This is a genomic window from Buttiauxella cochleicola (genome assembly GCF_021283185.1).
In the GTDB taxonomy this organism is placed as follows: Bacteria; Pseudomonadota; Gammaproteobacteria; order Enterobacterales; family Enterobacteriaceae; genus Buttiauxella; species Buttiauxella massiliensis.
In genome coordinates this window covers 252001-267401 of record NZ_JAJSOS010000005.1, presented here as the reverse complement: position 1 = coordinate 267401, position 15401 = coordinate 252001, and the positions used below count along the sequence as shown (strand labels likewise).

The following is a 15401-nucleotide window of genomic DNA, read 5'->3' as shown; positions in this document are numbered from 1 at the left end:
GAATCACAGTTTTTGTCATTTCATTTAAATTATTTAAAATAGACAAATCAGGAGGTAATTATTTAATTAGTCTTTTTTAATATTTCCTGTTGAATAACTTTGTAAATAAGAATGAAACGCCAGAATCAACTGTTTTATTGATAACCCTAAAGGGGTATTATTTTTTACAACGCAGTCAGGACGCGGATTCACAGGACATGACATGGATACAATTTTATTGTTTTATCTCTATACCCGTCATATTTCATGCAATACAAAATTCTAATCCTAACCCGATGTTCCGGCTAAATAAGGAAATTATCATGGCAACTTCCGGCATGGTTCAAAGTCTCAACTTACAGATAAATCGTGATTTTTATTCCTCAAATCTGTATTTACAGTTGAGCCACTGGTGCTCAGAAAAGAGTTTAACGGGCACGGCTAATTTTTTAAGAAACCAGGCTCAATGTAATGTTACGCAGATGATGCGTATATTTAATTTTATGAAACAAGCGGGCGGCACTCCCATTGTAAGGGCGATTGAAGCGCCACAAAGCGAATGTGACTCTTTAGAAACACTATTTGAAAAAACAGTTGAAGATTATCAGCAGCGCTGCGCCACACTGACTAAATTGACCGTTGAAGCAACAGCATTGAAAGATTATTCAACCCTCACGTTCCTGAAAACTATGGATCAGGAACAACAAGACGAAGGCCTGTTGCTCAACACTATTCTTGAAGAAGTACGTAGTGCTCATAAAGCCGGATTGTGTATGAGCCAAACAGATGAGCACCTGACAAATTTAGTGAATCATCAACAACACTGAGTCTCATTGTGTCGGGTAATACAGCGTTTATTACCCGAGCGACAATAAATGTTGCTGGCGCTATTCCGCCTTAGTCATGCACACCACATCAACTGTTCACGTAAACTGAGCGTGTCTTCCGGGAAACTAGCCAGCACGACTTTATAACGTTCCGTCTCTTTTGGATATCCCCGCATGGATTGCAGTAACAGCCGCAACGCGCTGTCCCAGACGATGCCCTGCAAATCACTATATGGCCACAAATCGGGGTCTGCGATAAATGGCATCAGATAATCGATACCAAGCTTCACGCTCCTGCCATCTTGTACGGCATTCCAGCGGTCAAATTCGACATGTTCCGCATAACGATTAAGCAGCAGATGGGCTTCAAGGTTAAATAAGGAGTAATGGAATGGCACCGGACGTTCCAGCTCCATCGTCTGTTTACCTTCCTGATCGATTTGCGCCGCCATTCGTTGGGTAATGCCCTGCTGAATAATGCGTGCCACCAGCCCTTTGTCGCCATAAAACAGTGCATTAGCGACACGTTGCGCATCATACCAGGTGCCGTGGTTGTTATGCCACACGTATTCAGAATGACCCACATCGCTGTAAAACATCCAATGGTTGAAGTCCCGGAACCATTGGTGCAAACCAATAATGTCATCGGTATCCAGTACCCCCGCAGGGCTAATCAAACCAATAGTATCAATTACCATCCATAACAGGCGTGTATCGATTAGCCCGGTACCGCGCCCGGAAACAATACCGGGGATCGCCTGGCCATAGTTCAGATGCGGGTTCATACGCGTTTGTTCGTCAAGGAACCAGCACTTGATTTGCTCTGCTGCAGCCTGGGCATATTTACGCTGCCCGCTAAAATACCAGGCCAGCCCAAGCGTCAAACAGCGTTCGCACATGCGGATGATGCGCGTGGTGTCCGTGTCATTATTCTGGCATTGCGGATTAGTATGTCCGTCACGGCGAATATATGGTAGGCCATTTGGCCTGCGCGGATTAGGCCACCAATACGTCCCCAGACTGTAATAATCATGAGGATCACCGCTCACCGGGCGTAATTTCTTATGCACTACACTTTCCGGTGGCTGCCCGCGAAGTTTATCCGCTTCGCTAACCAGACGGCCCAGCGCCAACTGCAAAGGAGAAAAAGGCTGCTCCAGGCCACGGCGGGCATTCTCAAGACACGTCTCATCCAGGGTGTACAACTTCATCTATCGCTCCTTAATGGCAAGCTACTCGTTGCCCGCTTTCGGCATCAAATATATGAATACCGGTCAGTTTGGGTTGTAGCCATACCGTTTCACCTTCCTGAACATTTAAGCGTTGCTTAAACACCGAGGTAAATGAACCGCCTCCAGTGTTGCAGAACAATTGCATATCAGAACCGGTGTTTTCGATGGCGGTAATGGTCGCTTTTAGTGCCCCATTACCCTCGCCTTCTTCCACAACATTGACCTGTTCCGGGCGAATAGCATAAACCACTGTCTGTTGCGGTTTTACCTGCATTCCCGGCGGCAAGCTTAGCAGGGAGCCATCGGCGAGGCGCAGCATCATTTCACCATTTTGTAGCGTGACTTCACCTTTTAACTGATTGATTTCAGGAGAACCGATGAATCCTGCCACGAATAGATTTGCCGGACGGTCATACAACTCCAGCGGGCTACCAACCTGCTCAATACGCCCTTCACGCAACACCACAATCATCTGTCCCATCGTCATGGCTTCAATTTGATCGTGAGTCACATACACCGATGTCGTTTTCAGGCGGCGGTGCAATTCGCGGATTTCCCCACGCACCTGGGTGCGGAGTTTTGCGTCGAGGTTTGAGAGTGGTTCGTCGAACAAAAACACCTGTGGATTGCGTACAATCGCACGCCCCATTGCTACACGCTGGCGCTGGCCACCCGAAAGATCTTTTGGCAAACGGTCGAGTAAGACACCTAACCCCAGAAGATCGGCTGCGGCCTCAACTTTACGGCTGATTTCTACTTTTGGCAGCTTTGCCATTTTTAACGCGAAGCCCATATTTTCGCGCACGGTCATCTGCGGATAAAGTGCGTAGCTCTGGAATACCATCGCAATATCACGCAGTTTCGGCTCAACGTCGGTCACATCTTTTTCGTTGATGGCCACCTCACCGCCCGTTATCTCTTCAAGTCCGGCAATCATGCGTAATAACGTTGATTTACCGCAGCCGCTTGGACCCACCAGCACACAGAACTCGCCGTCAGGGATAGTGAGAGAAACATCTTTAATGACATGTGCATCGCCATAAGATTTACAGACATTCTTCAGTACAACGGAACCCATGAAATTCTCCTTATCCTTTGACCGCGCCGGACATAATCCCGCGGTTGAAATGTTTTTGCAGACCGAGATAAACGATGATGCTTGGCAACATCGCCAGAAGCGTAATGGCTATAAAGATGTTTGGGGTGATACTTTCATCAGTGCGCAAGCTGCCGAGAATCACTGGAATAGTATTCAGGCTGTCGTGATTGACGACTATTAGCGGCAGCAGGTACTGGTCCCAAATCATGATGAAGCCAAACGTTACCACCGTGCCAAGAGCAGGTTTCACCAACGGCAAAATGACGTGGAAGAAGATTTGCCATTCGTTCGCCCCATCGATGCGCGCGGCCTCTTCCAGCTCTTTGGGAATGGCGGCCATAAATTCACTCAGCACGAAGATGGAAAATGCCCAACCTACTACCGGCATGATCATCCCGAGATAGGTGTTATAGAGCGACGCATCAATCAGCGGCAGCTTCCAGTTGATTATCATGTACAGCGGAATAGCGATTACTTCTTCCGGTAACATCATGGTGGAGAGGATCACAAGGCTCACCAGCGAAACACCGATGAACTTTTTACGCGCCAGGGCATAAGCTGCAAGCGCACTCACCGACACCTGCAAAATGGTGCCGACAAAAACGACAATCATCGAGTTAAGCAGATATTGCCACACGCCAATGTCGTTCCAGGCGAAGATAAAATTCTCCAACGAAAACTCATTAGGCCATGCCAACAACTCGCCCGGTTTGACCGGTGCCCCGCTAAATGCCGTAGCAACAATGCCCCAGAATGGCCCAACGAATACAATCAGCAACAAGCCATAAATCATCCAGCGGCCTGCGGTATCCCAACGTTTACCTAACATCGGTGGCTCCTTAATAGCGGGCAATGCGCTTTTTCAACGTAAGGTGACAAATCGTCAACAGCACAGTGAAGGCGAATAACAGGAACGACACCGCCGAAGCATAGCCGTAGTCAAATTGCTCAAACCCGAGTTTGTAGATATGGGTCATGATCATTTCTGTGGAGTTTGATGGCCCACCGCCGGTTGTGGCATACACTTCTGCAAACACGCGGAACCCACGAATAAAGGAGAGCATCAACACCACTGAAATCGCCGGGATCATCCCAGGCAGCGTGACGTAACGCAGACGGTTCCACCAGTTCGCGCCATCAACGTTTGAGGCGTCATATAAATCGCGACTAATGCCTGCCAGTCCTGCAATAAAGATAACCATGTTGTACGGCACCGCTTTCCAGATATGCAGCAACATGATGACCCACAGAGCCTGGTCTGAACTTGCGAGGAATCCCTGGTCGGCAATACCAAACCAGCTCAGGATATGGTTCATCACACCGTTAGGAGTTGGGTTAAACAAGATTCGCCACATTTCGGCGACGATAGCCGCACTGGTTACCGCGGGCAGGAAAATGGCGGTGCGGATAAAACGCAGATGGCGAGCGGGCCCTTCAAGTAACATGGCGAGGAAAAATGCCAGTACCGCTCCAACCACCATTGTCACCACGACATAAAGGAAGGTATTGAACACCGCCGAATGCAGTTCGATATCGGCAAACGCACGGGCAAAGTTGGCAAACCCAACCCATTCATCTGGTTGATTGAAGTTCACCTTGTAGAAACTCATCACCAGGCCTTGCAGCATGGGAATAAATTTAAACCAGGTGAAGATGACCAGTGCCGGGGCAAGAAATATCCACGGCACCAGATTCCGTTTCTGGCGGGAAGTTAACATCGTAATTTTCGCTCTTTTGCAGTTAAGTGGCGGATGACACTGCATTTATCCGCCCTACGCCTGGTTTTGTAGGGTGGATAAGCGCAGCGTCATCCACCGTTTGTCACCAAACTTATTTCGCCAGCACCTGCTGTTTATCAAGCTCGGCATTGACCTTCTCATTGGTCACTTTCAGTTCGGCTGCAATATCACCATTACAGTCAGCCAGAATACGGTTGAAGCCATCGGCGGTTATCTGACGAATTGGCGTCCAGTTAGGCACTTGGGGCACGTAACGGCCGTGTTCAGCGTAAAGTTTGGCGAAGGTTGCCCAACGCGCATCGTCGTATACAGCCTGGATATCAACCTGTTTATTCACAGGTAAGCGCACTACCGGTATGTGTTTCGTGCCTTTGCCCATACCGATTTCCTGGCCTTCCTGGGAGATCATAAATTCGATGAACTTCCGCGCGGCTTCTTTATTCTTGCTACTTTTCATCATGAAGACGGTGGTGCCTTCGGCAAGAGTCGCACTACTTTTCGGCCCTTCAAGGGTCACGACTTCAAACTTGTCTTTGCCGGGATCTTTATCAAACAGCGCAATGTGATACGGGCCGGTGAAAAACATACCAGTCTGGCTTGAACGGAAGGACGGGATAATGTCTGCGGTTGTCGCATTGATAGCACCTGGCTGAACAACTTTGTCGCACAGCATTCCTCGCATAAATGCCAGGGTTTCAGCGGCAGCAGGCTCATCAAGCGAAGCTTTGAATTTACCCTTGCCTGATTCGCGAATGAAATCACCCCCTGCCTGCCATAAAAATGCGCTCATAAACCAGCTGGCATAACCACGCGTGGTGGAACCCGGCAACAAAAAGCCGTAGGTATCGTTTTTACCATTGCCGTCCGGGTCTTGTGTGGTAAAGGCTTTTGCCAGCTTTGCCACATCGCTCCAGGTTTTGGGCTCAGGCATACCCAGTTTTTCACGCCAGTCTTTGCGGACAAACAGCGCAAAGGTTTGGGCAGAAGTAGGCACCCCATAGAATTTCCCGTCGGTGTAGCGAGTACTTTCCCAGGCTGTAGGATAAATATTTTCGCCCCCTGCAATGGATTTCGGGTCTATTTCATCAGCTATTCCGAGTTGGATGAACTGGCCAATGGCTACCGCATCGTTGAAGATCAGATCGGGCAATGCGTTGCCCGCAGCGGCACGTGCAAGGCGCTGTTCAAAGTCTGTCGTAGCATTAAAATACTCAATTTTAATGCCGGTCTTCTTCTCAAAAGTTTCAGCCTCTTGCTTGTAAATATTTTTAGAGTCATTGCTGGCACGGATCCAGACATTTAGTGTTTCAGCTGCAAATGTTTGCGAAGCACTAAAACCAAGGGCAGAGATCAGTAATACGGATTTTAATTTTGTGGAAAACATTTATATTCACGTCCTTATTTTAAGAGATTTGATTATTGAGAAAATGGAGTGAAGCAGATTATTTCGAGAATGAAAAAAGGCTGCGGAGTAATTAAATAGAATGCATGAGGTAAAAACAACGGGGCAAAACAGAAATAGCGTTTCATAATGCAGAAGTGTGCTTCAAGTCACGCAGCAAAGTGTGTCAAAAACTCAACTTAAAAATATAACCATTAAATTCAATTATTTACGTAAATAAAAAATACGAATAACATTTAAAAAATATTTTAAAACCATTGATTTACGTGACTCCCACCTCACTTTCAGAGGCTATTTACCCTTGAAAGCGTTAATTTGATATGAGTCACATAAAAATTCATTCCGTCTCTTACACTGCGCACTCAGCATTATAAATATTATTTCCACTCTTATATTTTACGAAATTAGCAGTACCTCTATAGGTATAAATAACCTGATATTATTCCATTGGTGGACGGAGAAAATATGCGCCCGATGAAACCTATTTTGTTGTCTTGCATGTCATTACTTTCGTTAGCGGTTGCTAGCGTATTAACCGCATCGCCACTGTACGCCGCCGATGCACATCCATTGCAAATTAAGCTTGATGATTTACGTTACAGCCAACAACAGCTTGCGGCGAGAAACCCTGCGTTTCTTGGCGCGTATGAAAAGCTTATTGCCGAGGCTGATAAAGCGCTGGGAAAACCACTCTACTCAGTTATGGATAAGACCCTGACTGCCGCAAGTGGTGACAAACACGATTACTATAGCTTCCCTCCATACTGGTGGCCCGATCCGAATAAAAAAGATGGTCTGCCTTATATTCGTAAGGATGGCCAAACCAACCCGGATGCCAACAGCGACGCCACGGACAAAAAGCGCCTGGTGAATATGAGTAATGATGTTTGGACACTGTCGCTTGCATGGCAATTTACCCAAAAGCCAGCCTATGCCGAAAAAGCGCGTGACCAGTTACTGAACTGGTTCATTAATCCTGACACTCGCATGAATCCTAACCTACAACACGCTCAGGCAATCCCTGGGATTAATGACGGACGTGGAATTGGCCTCATCGATAGCCGCGCATTGGTGGAAGTCATCGATGCCGTGGAGTTACTCCGTCCGGCTAACGTGATTAGTGATGATGAGTATCAAAAAATTAAACAGTGGTATGGCGATTTCTACCACTGGATGACGACCAGCCAAAATGGTTTTGAAGAAGATAATTGGCACAACAACCACGGCACTTACTTTGATTTGCAGGCAGCGTCTTTTGCACTGTTTAGTGGCGATCTCGCTGCGGCTAAAAAGCGTCTGCAAATCACCCAACTGCGTCGAATTCCCGCTCATTTCGATAGAGATGGCCGCCAGATGGCAGAAATTGAGCGTACTCGTCCCTGGCATTACAGCAATTTCCATCTGGAAGCCTATAACAAACTTGGCCGCCTTGGAGAAATTGCGCAGGTGGATGTCTGGAACTTCACCCTTGATGACCGAAGCCTGCGTAAAGGTTACGCCTATGTCGCCAATTATGTTCACAGCGATAAGTCATGGCCGTGGAAAGATATCGACAAAATGGATGATAAGAAAGCGCTAGTGAACATAGTCAGTGCGGCTCGTGCATGGCCAGATGACAGCGCCTTTGCCGAAAAAGCAAAATGGCTAATGGCAAAATATCCTGATGATATCTCTCATCTTATTACCCCATTAAAACAACACTGAAAGAGAGTAAGGATCGAGCGATGAAGCAGTTCACCACGCAACAACTTATTCTCCTTCGCCAACGCATGACCCAGAAGCCTGAAATAGTGGAGCAGTTGATTGCCGAAAATACCGTGGTGCTTAACAACCCGGTCAAAGTACCGGAAACTGCACGGGCAACCTGGAATCTTTACTATTTCTGCCCGGATCACGGAGTCAGACTAAAGTGGGAGCGTCACACCCCAACCTCCCATTGCTGCCCGGTTGATGGGCAGTCGTTTAGCGGAGAACCCTACGACGGAGCCTGGTGGCGCGAGCTAAATGGGCTGAATGCCAAAGCCTGCCACCAGCTTGGCTTGTTGTGGCAACTCACAGGTCAACAAAGTTATCTGGATAAGGTCCGCGAACTGTTAATGCGCTATGCCGAGTATTATCCAGACTACGACATTCACGGCGGTATCCCTTACAACGGGCCTGGAAAAATGAACGCACAGACGCTGTGCGAAGCCAATTGTATGCTGGATTTCACCCTCGGCTATGATTGCATCGCTGAAGCTTTGTCCGCCCAGCAGCGCGAATACATTACTACTCGTTTATTACGCGAAGGTGCGCAATTTCTAATGGCCCATCGCACTGCCCAATTGCATAACCATGAGGTAAAAATCGGCTGTGCCATAGGGGTTCTCGGCTTTATTCTCGAAGATGAGGCCTTGCTGGAATTTGCGGTAAATGAACCGTACGGGCTGCGCTATCAACTTGAAAATGGTCTGTTTGAAGAGGGATTGTGGTTTGAAGGGTCCATTCATTACCACTTCTATGCACTGCAAGGATTCCTGGCATTCGAAAAGTTGGCAATTGGTTCGCACTGGAGCTTGCTTGATGAGTCTTACTATAAAAAAATGCTCAGCTTCCCTCTTGCGCTGCTGATGCCTGATGGCACCTTTCCACGTATCAATGATTGTATCTATGGCCAGGAAAAGCTCGATCATAGCCATCTGTATGAGTTTGCCTGGTATTACTACCAGGATGAGCTTTACGCCGCGGCGCTTAAGGCTATTCGCCAGCAGTATCCAGTACCCCATTTTGATACCTTTGTTTACGACTCACCACTGCCAGAAAAACTGCCAGAACTGATCCCTATCGGTCACCTACACGCCCCAAATTGTGGCCTGACTATCTGGCGTAACTCGCAAAAAAAACGCGCATTGCTGATAAAACACACGCCATTCGGCGGTGAACATGACCACTATGACCGCCTGAATATTCTGCTTTTTAATGGTGGTAAAGAGATCCTCCCCGATCTGGGGACCACTGGTTACGGCGCGCCCATGCATTACGCGTATTACAAAAATAGCGCCACCCACAATACGATCACGGTAAATCAAACCAACCAACCGCCTGCTGTCCCTGTGGTGCATCATTATTACGAAAGTGATGCATTTTGCTGGCTGGATACCGGAGTAGACTGGCGGCAAATTCCCCCGGATCTCGATAGCCACACGCGTGTGCAGTGGGATAGTGAAGCCTGGCGCGATGTGCGTTTTCGCCGTCGTTTACTGTGGCTGGATAACGCGATTATTGATATCAGCAATGTGCAAAACCCGCATAGCCAACAAATCGACTGGACGTTGCATCTTCAGGGAAAAGCGCTGGATAGCGAGGGAGAATGTGCGCAATTTAGCTCTCAAGGCCCGCTGGTGATGATGAAGGATGCCCGTTGCGTACAGTTAACCAATAGCCAGCCACGTCACTTTACCACCACTGATAATGGGCAAGCGTTATGGCTGTACGGTCATGGTGAGTTATGGCAAGGAAATGCTCCGGATAACCCGGCGGTTCAAGATCTGAGCTATCTGGTTCTGCGTAGCAAAGAACAAACCTCTCAGTTCGTTTGCGTCTGGGATTTTGACCATCAACAACCGATAACCGATATGCACGTCACACCGGATTCTAACGGCATGACTATCCAACTCAGACGTGGAGAAAGAACATTACTAATTGATCTTTGCGAAGAATATGCAGTACTCCCGCAACTTAAAACCTCGCACATTCCCTTTTAAATCTTTGGGCGGATGGTTCTCCGCCCAACTCAATTAATCGCTTAATTTGCTCAGTCGGCATAAACATCGTCCATTAAATTGTTAATTTTTTGTTATAATCAATTGTTTTCATTGAGTTTTAACAAATCCGATCTGCGTCTCAATGGTAATCCTTACAATCTGTAATGCTTTATGCGATAGAATTTTAAAAGGGATTGTCATGATTACTATTGAATTTATTGTCATTATTTTATGCCTGCTGGTCGGGACTCGCTTTGGCGGGATGGGGCTTGGTTTAATCAGTGGAATTGGGTTATTTATCCTGACTTTCATTTTTGGTCTCGAACCAGGAAAGCCGCCCGTTGATGTAATGCTCACCATTCTTGCCGTAATCGGTTGTGCAGCTACATTGCAAACCGCGGGCGGCCTGAATGTCATGATGCAGTTTGCCGAACGCCTGCTGCGTAAACACCCGCAACACATCACACTACTTGCTCCTTTCACTACCTGGATGCTGACGTTCCTGTGTGGAACCGGGCATGTGGTCTACACCATGTTCCCGATTATCGCCGATATTGCGCTTAAAAAAGGGATTCGCCCGGAGCGCCCAATGGCGGTGGCATCGATTGCTTCGCAGATGGCGATTACGGCCTCTCCGGTTTCGGTGGCGGTGGTTTCGCTGATTTCCATTATTGGGGCTAATCATGGCGTGGGTCAGGCGTGGGGCATTCTCGATATTCTCTGCGTTTCTGTGCCGGCATCTTTATTTGGCGTGTTAATTGCTGCGCTATGGAGTTTGCGTCGCGGTAAAGATTTGCAAGACGATAAAGAGTTTCAGGAGAAGCTCAAAGACCCTAAACAGCGTGAATTTATTTACGGCAGTAGCGAAACGCTGATGGACCAGGTGTTCCCAAAACAAGCCTACTGGTCTACGTGGATTTTCTTTGCTGGGATCCTGGTGGTGGTCTTATTGGGCGCTATTCCGACACTGCGGCCAGCTTTTGAAATTAAAGGTGCGCTAAAGCCGCTATCAATGAATCTGGTTATCCAGATGATGATGTTGATTGCGGGTGCCGTAATGTTGATAGTCTGCAAAGTAAATGCATCCGCTATCTCTAATGGCGCGGTATTTAAAGCCGGGATGGTGGCGATTTTCTCGGTATTCGGCGTGGCATGGATGAGCGACACTTTCTTCCAGGCGCACCTTGAAGAGCTGAAAATGGCGCTGGAAGGGGTGGTGAAAAGCCATCCGTGGACTTATGCCATCGTACTGTTCTTGGTTTCTAAACTGGTCAATAGCCAGGCTGCTGCATTAACCGCTGTGGCCCCAATGGGATTGATGCTGGGTGTTGAGCCGAAAATGCTGATTGCCTTCTTCCCGGCGTCTTACGGCTACTTCGTATTACCGACTTACCCTAGCGATTTGGCGTGTATCGGCTTTGACCGTTCTGGCACCACAAAGATTGGCAAATTCATCATCAACCATAGCTTCATTTTACCTGGGTTGATTGGCGTAAGCTGCGCGTGCGCGGCGAGTTATTTGCTGGTGATGACGTTCTTTTAAGCGTAAATCACCCATTATAAATGGGCGATTTAACGGATGGAATTAGTGCGCTTCGTTCTGGGGCGTAAACTTCAACTCAATCAAGCTAATCGCTTTCTGAATTGCGCGGCGGGTCACCGGATCTGCCGCTGCCGGATGAGTGGCGAAATCAATGGTCTTTAATTGATTAGCCATTTTTTCGCGCACTTCTACCGGTGCAATCACATCAATTACATCCAGAATTTGCTTAATCACCAGCTGGCATGCCACCACATCGGAAACCAGTTCCTGGTCGGCAGATAATTGTTCAGACATCATTTCTCTCCTGTTTCGCAATGGGCGACATAGTACATTTCTGCACGCTGAAACGGTATCGGTAATCGACATTCATTACTTTATTCGCGAAGAGAATTTTGTGGTTTTTACAACAGTATTTTTATGGTCACACGATTAGAATGCTGCCAATAGACATAAGGGCAGAACAATGACAGAACATGAAAAATTGCTGGCGGGTTTGCAATACAACACCCGGGATCCTGAATTGCTCGGGATGTATCACAACGCACGGGCGATAACCAAGCAATTGGCACAGCTGGATTCTCATGATTTTGAAACCAAACTTACGCTGCTGCGGGAAATGCTGGGTGGTTTTGGTGATGAAAGTTGGATTGAATTACCGTTCTGGTGTGACTACGGAAAGCACGTCACCATTGGCCGTAATTGTTTTATTAATACCAATGTGGTGTTTCTTGACTGCAATACCGTGACAATTGGCGATAACACGTTGGTGGGGCCAAATGTTCAGTTCTACACCCCTGTACATCCACTGTCGGCGAAAGAGCGCCTGACCGGAAATCCCGATTATCCATTCCTGACCAGCGCCAAACCGATTGTTGTTGGCAGCAATGTCTGGATTGGCGGCAATGTGGTTATTTTACCCGGTGTGACAATTGGTGATAACACCACCATTGGCGCGGGAAGCATTGTCAGCAAAGATATCCCTGCGGGTGTGCTGGCAATGGGGCAACCATGCAAAGTAGTGCGGGAGCTTGAATAAGCCCCCGCGATTAATCACTTCTCTTCAAATAACCAGCAAGCCACGCGATGGCCGGGTGAAATCTCTTGCATCACCGGGATTTGGCTTTGGCATTTATCCATCGCCCTTGGGCAGCGATTGCAGAATTTGCAGCCTGGCCAGTCGCTCATAGCACCTGGTAATTCGCCTTTAATGCCACCTTGGTCAAGCATTTGCACATGCGGATCGGCCACCGGGATTGAGGCAAGCAGTGCCCTGGTATAGGGATGCGCCGGCTCTGTATATAGAGTTTCAGCCGGTGCTTCCTCAACCAGAGTGCCAAGATACATCACACCAATTCGGTCTGAAATATGGCGCACCATGGACAGGTCGTGTGCAATAAACAGATATGTCAGCCCCAATGCCTGCTGCAAGTCCTGCAAGATATTGACCACCTGCGCCTGCACGGATACATCCAGTGCCGACAGTGGTTCGTCGCAAAGTACAAACTCAGGATTTACTGACAGAGCTCGGGCAATACTTATACGCTGCCGCTGGCCACCGCTAAACTCATGCGGGAAGCGGTTTAAGTGTTCCGCTTTTAACCCTACTTTTTCGAGCAGTTCGAGTGTGCGGGTTGCGCGCTGTTGTTTACCATAACCGTGGATTTTCATCGGCTCGGCAATTAACTGCGCGACAGTCATGCCCGGGTTAAGCGATGAGTATGGGTCCTGAAAAATTGCCTGCATGCGGCGGCGCAACGGTTTAAGTTGCTTATCGCTCATCTTTGCAATGTCCTGGCCTGCAAACTCAATTTCGCCATCGGTAATATCAAACAGGCGAAGTACGCTGCGCCCAAGTGTTGATTTCCCACACCCAGACTCGCCAACCAGCCCGTAGGTTTCACCTGGATAGATATCGAAACTCACGCCATCAACAGCTTTCACCGGTGGCGTTTTATTAAACCATCCCTGTTGGCTATGGAAATATTTGCGTAAGCCCTTTACACGGACTAATGGCTTAACGTCCTGCATTATTCACCTCCGAATCCCATAACCAGCACATTGCCTGATGACCCTCTCCGGTTTGGTACATCGGAGGCAGGGTGCTACAACGCTCCATGCGCTGCGGGCAACGATCTGCAAATGGGCAACCAGGTGGTGGGTTGAGTAGCCCTGGTGGCGAGCCTTCGATAGGTGACAAACGAGCGCTTGCCTCGCCTGGCCGCGGCAACGATGCCAAAAGCCCGCGAGTATAAGGGTGTGCTGGACGGTAGAAAATATCCTCCACGCTCCCCTGCTCCATCACAAGCCCACCGTACATCACTACCACACGTGAACAAACCTGGGCTACAACCCCAAGATCGTGTGTGATGAGCATAATTGCGGTGTCGGTTTGCTGTTGTAGTTGTTTTAGCAGGCGTAAAATCTGCGCCTGAATGGTGACATCCAGTGCGGTTGTTGGCTCATCAGCAATCAGTAACGCCGGGTGGCATGAGAGTGCGATAGCAATCATCACGCGCTGGCGCATACCGCCACTGAACTCGTGCGGATACTGGTTGTAACGCTGCTCCGCATTACCAATCCCCACCTGTTGCAGCATGGCAATCGACTTTTCTTTGGCCGCTTTTTTGCTGAGGTTCTGATTGCGAATCAGGATTTCGCTCATCTGCTTACCAATGGTCAACACCGGGTTAAGTGCCGTCATGGGATCCTGGAAGATCATCGCAATATCGTTGCCACGAATATGGCGCATTTGCTCGGGTGTTTTACGAGCTAAATCTTCGCCCTTAAAATGGACATGGCCGCCGACGACTTTACCGTTGCTACCCAACAGTTTGAGCACTGATTTACAGGTAACACTCTTGCCGCAACCTGATTCACCCACAATCCCTACCACTTCACCGCGTTTGACTGCAAAGCTTACACCGCGCACCGCCTTAACTTCCCCTTCACGGGTGAAGAAGGACGTTTGCAGGTTATCGAGTTCCAGTAAGTTATTCATCGCGGTTAGCTCCGGGCTCAAAGGCAGTACGTAAAACATCGCCCAATACGTTAAAACTCAGCACCGTCAGCAAAATAAGGACCCCTGGGAACATCGCAAGCCATGTTGCTTCACCAATAAAGGATTGCGCATTGTTAAGCATGCTTCCCCATGAAGCATTTGGCTGCTGCACACCAAGTCCGAGGAAGCTCAGCGTCGACTCCATCAGGATTGCTGAGGCGATATTCAGCGTCGCCGCAACCATAATGGTCGGCAAAATATTCGGGATGATATGGCGCGCAATAATGATTAACGGATGCTCACCACACGCACGAGCGTACACCACATACTCACGCTCTTTCACAGACAAGGTTTCAGCACGCACCAGGCGCGACATACTCATCCAGGTCAAGGCGCTGATAATCAGGATGATATTGGCGATACCGGGCTTCAGATATGCGTTCAATACCAACAACAGGAAGAATGCCGGGATCGACATTAAAATATCGACTACCCGCATCATCAGGTTATCGATTCGTCCGCCAAAATAGCCGCTAACAGTGCCTACCAGCGTGCCAATCAACGTTGAAAATATCATTGCCAAAAAACCAACCATTAACGAAATCTGGCCGCCGTATAAAGCGCGAGTGAAATAGTCACGTCCGTAGTCATCAGTTCCGAACCAGTGTTGCGCATCCGGCGGTGTGAGCCTTGCGGTCAGTGACATCTGGTTTGGGTCCCAGGGACTGAATGTTGCCAGTAATGCGGCAATGCTGAAAATGACCAGAACCAGAAGTGATAATTGAGCTGGACGATTACGTTTCAGGCCATGTTTAACTTGTTGCCAACGTCTACTCATC

Annotated in this window: 14 protein-coding genes; 5 read left to right on the top strand and 9 right to left on the bottom strand. The window is 48.3% G+C overall.

The features are described from left to right. The first annotated feature begins 302 nt into the window (after positions 1-302). Positions 303-806 carry a non-heme ferritin-like protein gene (locus LVQ76_RS10035; protein ID WP_232921547.1) on the top strand — a complete coding sequence of 168 codons (504 nt, stop codon included), beginning with the start codon at positions 303-305 and terminating at the stop codon, positions 804-806. Between the two features lie 74 nt (positions 807-880). Here LVQ76_RS10035 and LVQ76_RS10030 read toward each other — a convergent pair whose 3' ends face one another. The 5 genes from LVQ76_RS10030 to LVQ76_RS10010 all read right to left on the bottom strand — a co-directional run bounded on the left by LVQ76_RS10030 (position 881) and on the right by LVQ76_RS10010 (position 6260). Then, the gene (locus tag LVQ76_RS10030) at positions 881-2017 is read right to left on the bottom strand and encodes an alginate lyase family protein (RefSeq protein ID WP_232921546.1); all 1137 of its coding nucleotides are present in this window, start codon (positions 2015-2017) and stop codon (positions 881-883) included. Positions 2018-2027: 10 nt separating this feature from the next. Next, positions 2028-3116: an ABC transporter ATP-binding protein gene (locus tag LVQ76_RS10025; protein WP_232921545.1), complete on the bottom strand. Its 1089-nt coding sequence runs from the start codon at positions 3114-3116 to the stop codon at positions 2028-2030. A gap of 10 nt (positions 3117-3126) precedes the next feature. Further along, the gene (locus tag LVQ76_RS10020; RefSeq protein ID WP_034455067.1) at positions 3127-3966 is read right to left on the bottom strand and encodes a carbohydrate ABC transporter permease; all 840 of its coding nucleotides are present in this window, start codon (positions 3964-3966) and stop codon (positions 3127-3129) included. A gap of 10 nt (positions 3967-3976) precedes the next feature. Further along, a complete protein-coding gene (locus LVQ76_RS10015) occupies positions 3977-4861 on the bottom strand; it encodes a carbohydrate ABC transporter permease (protein WP_232864968.1) in 885 nt (294 codons plus the stop codon). 106 nt (positions 4862-4967) lie between these two features. Beyond that, entirely contained in the window at positions 4968-6260 is a 1293-nt protein-coding gene (locus LVQ76_RS10010; RefSeq protein WP_232864780.1) for an ABC transporter substrate-binding protein, read from the bottom strand. A gap of 492 nt (positions 6261-6752) precedes the next feature. Between LVQ76_RS10010 and LVQ76_RS10005 the strand changes: the two genes are divergently transcribed. The 3 genes from LVQ76_RS10005 to LVQ76_RS09995 all read left to right on the top strand — a co-directional run bounded on the left by LVQ76_RS10005 (position 6753) and on the right by LVQ76_RS09995 (position 11564). Then, positions 6753-7982, top strand: a complete 1230-nt coding sequence (locus LVQ76_RS10005) for an alginate lyase family protein (RefSeq protein WP_232921576.1) — start codon at positions 6753-6755, stop codon at positions 7980-7982. Positions 7983-8002: 20 nt separating this feature from the next. Continuing rightward, entirely contained in the window at positions 8003-10021 is a 2019-nt protein-coding gene (locus LVQ76_RS10000; RefSeq protein ID WP_232921544.1) for a heparinase II/III domain-containing protein, read from the top strand. Positions 10022-10220: 199 nt separating this feature from the next. Then, entirely contained in the window at positions 10221-11564 is a 1344-nt protein-coding gene (locus tag LVQ76_RS09995; RefSeq protein ID WP_154148588.1) for an anaerobic C4-dicarboxylate transporter, read from the top strand. A 42-nt stretch (positions 11565-11606) separates the two neighbouring features. On the opposite strand, the gene LVQ76_RS09990 is transcribed toward LVQ76_RS09995, so the two are convergent. After that, positions 11607-11858, bottom strand: coding sequence for a DUF2766 family protein (locus LVQ76_RS09990; protein WP_034496127.1), 252 nt, complete (start codon positions 11856-11858; stop codon positions 11607-11609). Between the two features lie 169 nt (positions 11859-12027). Between LVQ76_RS09990 and LVQ76_RS09985 the strand changes: the two genes are divergently transcribed. Beyond that, on the top strand, positions 12028-12600 hold the full coding sequence (locus tag LVQ76_RS09985) for a sugar O-acetyltransferase (RefSeq protein ID WP_232921543.1): 573 nt from the start codon (positions 12028-12030) through the stop codon (positions 12598-12600). 14 nt (positions 12601-12614) lie between these two features. Here LVQ76_RS09985 and LVQ76_RS09980 read toward each other — a convergent pair whose 3' ends face one another. From LVQ76_RS09980 to LVQ76_RS09970, 3 genes are read right to left on the bottom strand one after another with little or no spacing between them, the layout of a single operon-like run. Beyond that, positions 12615-13592 carry an ABC transporter ATP-binding protein gene (locus LVQ76_RS09980; RefSeq protein ID WP_232864777.1) on the bottom strand — a complete coding sequence of 326 codons (978 nt, stop codon included), beginning with the start codon at positions 13590-13592 and terminating at the stop codon, positions 12615-12617. Further along, entirely contained in the window at positions 13579-14562 is a 984-nt protein-coding gene (locus LVQ76_RS09975) for an ABC transporter ATP-binding protein (RefSeq protein WP_232921542.1), read from the bottom strand. Before LVQ76_RS09975 ends, LVQ76_RS09980 begins: the two co-directional genes overlap by 14 nt. Beyond that, a complete protein-coding gene (locus tag LVQ76_RS09970; protein WP_154148580.1) occupies positions 14555-15400 on the bottom strand; it encodes an ABC transporter permease in 846 nt (281 codons plus the stop codon). The genes LVQ76_RS09975 and LVQ76_RS09970 overlap by 8 nt, the downstream gene beginning before the upstream one ends. Between the last annotated feature and the right edge of the window lies 1 nt (position 15401).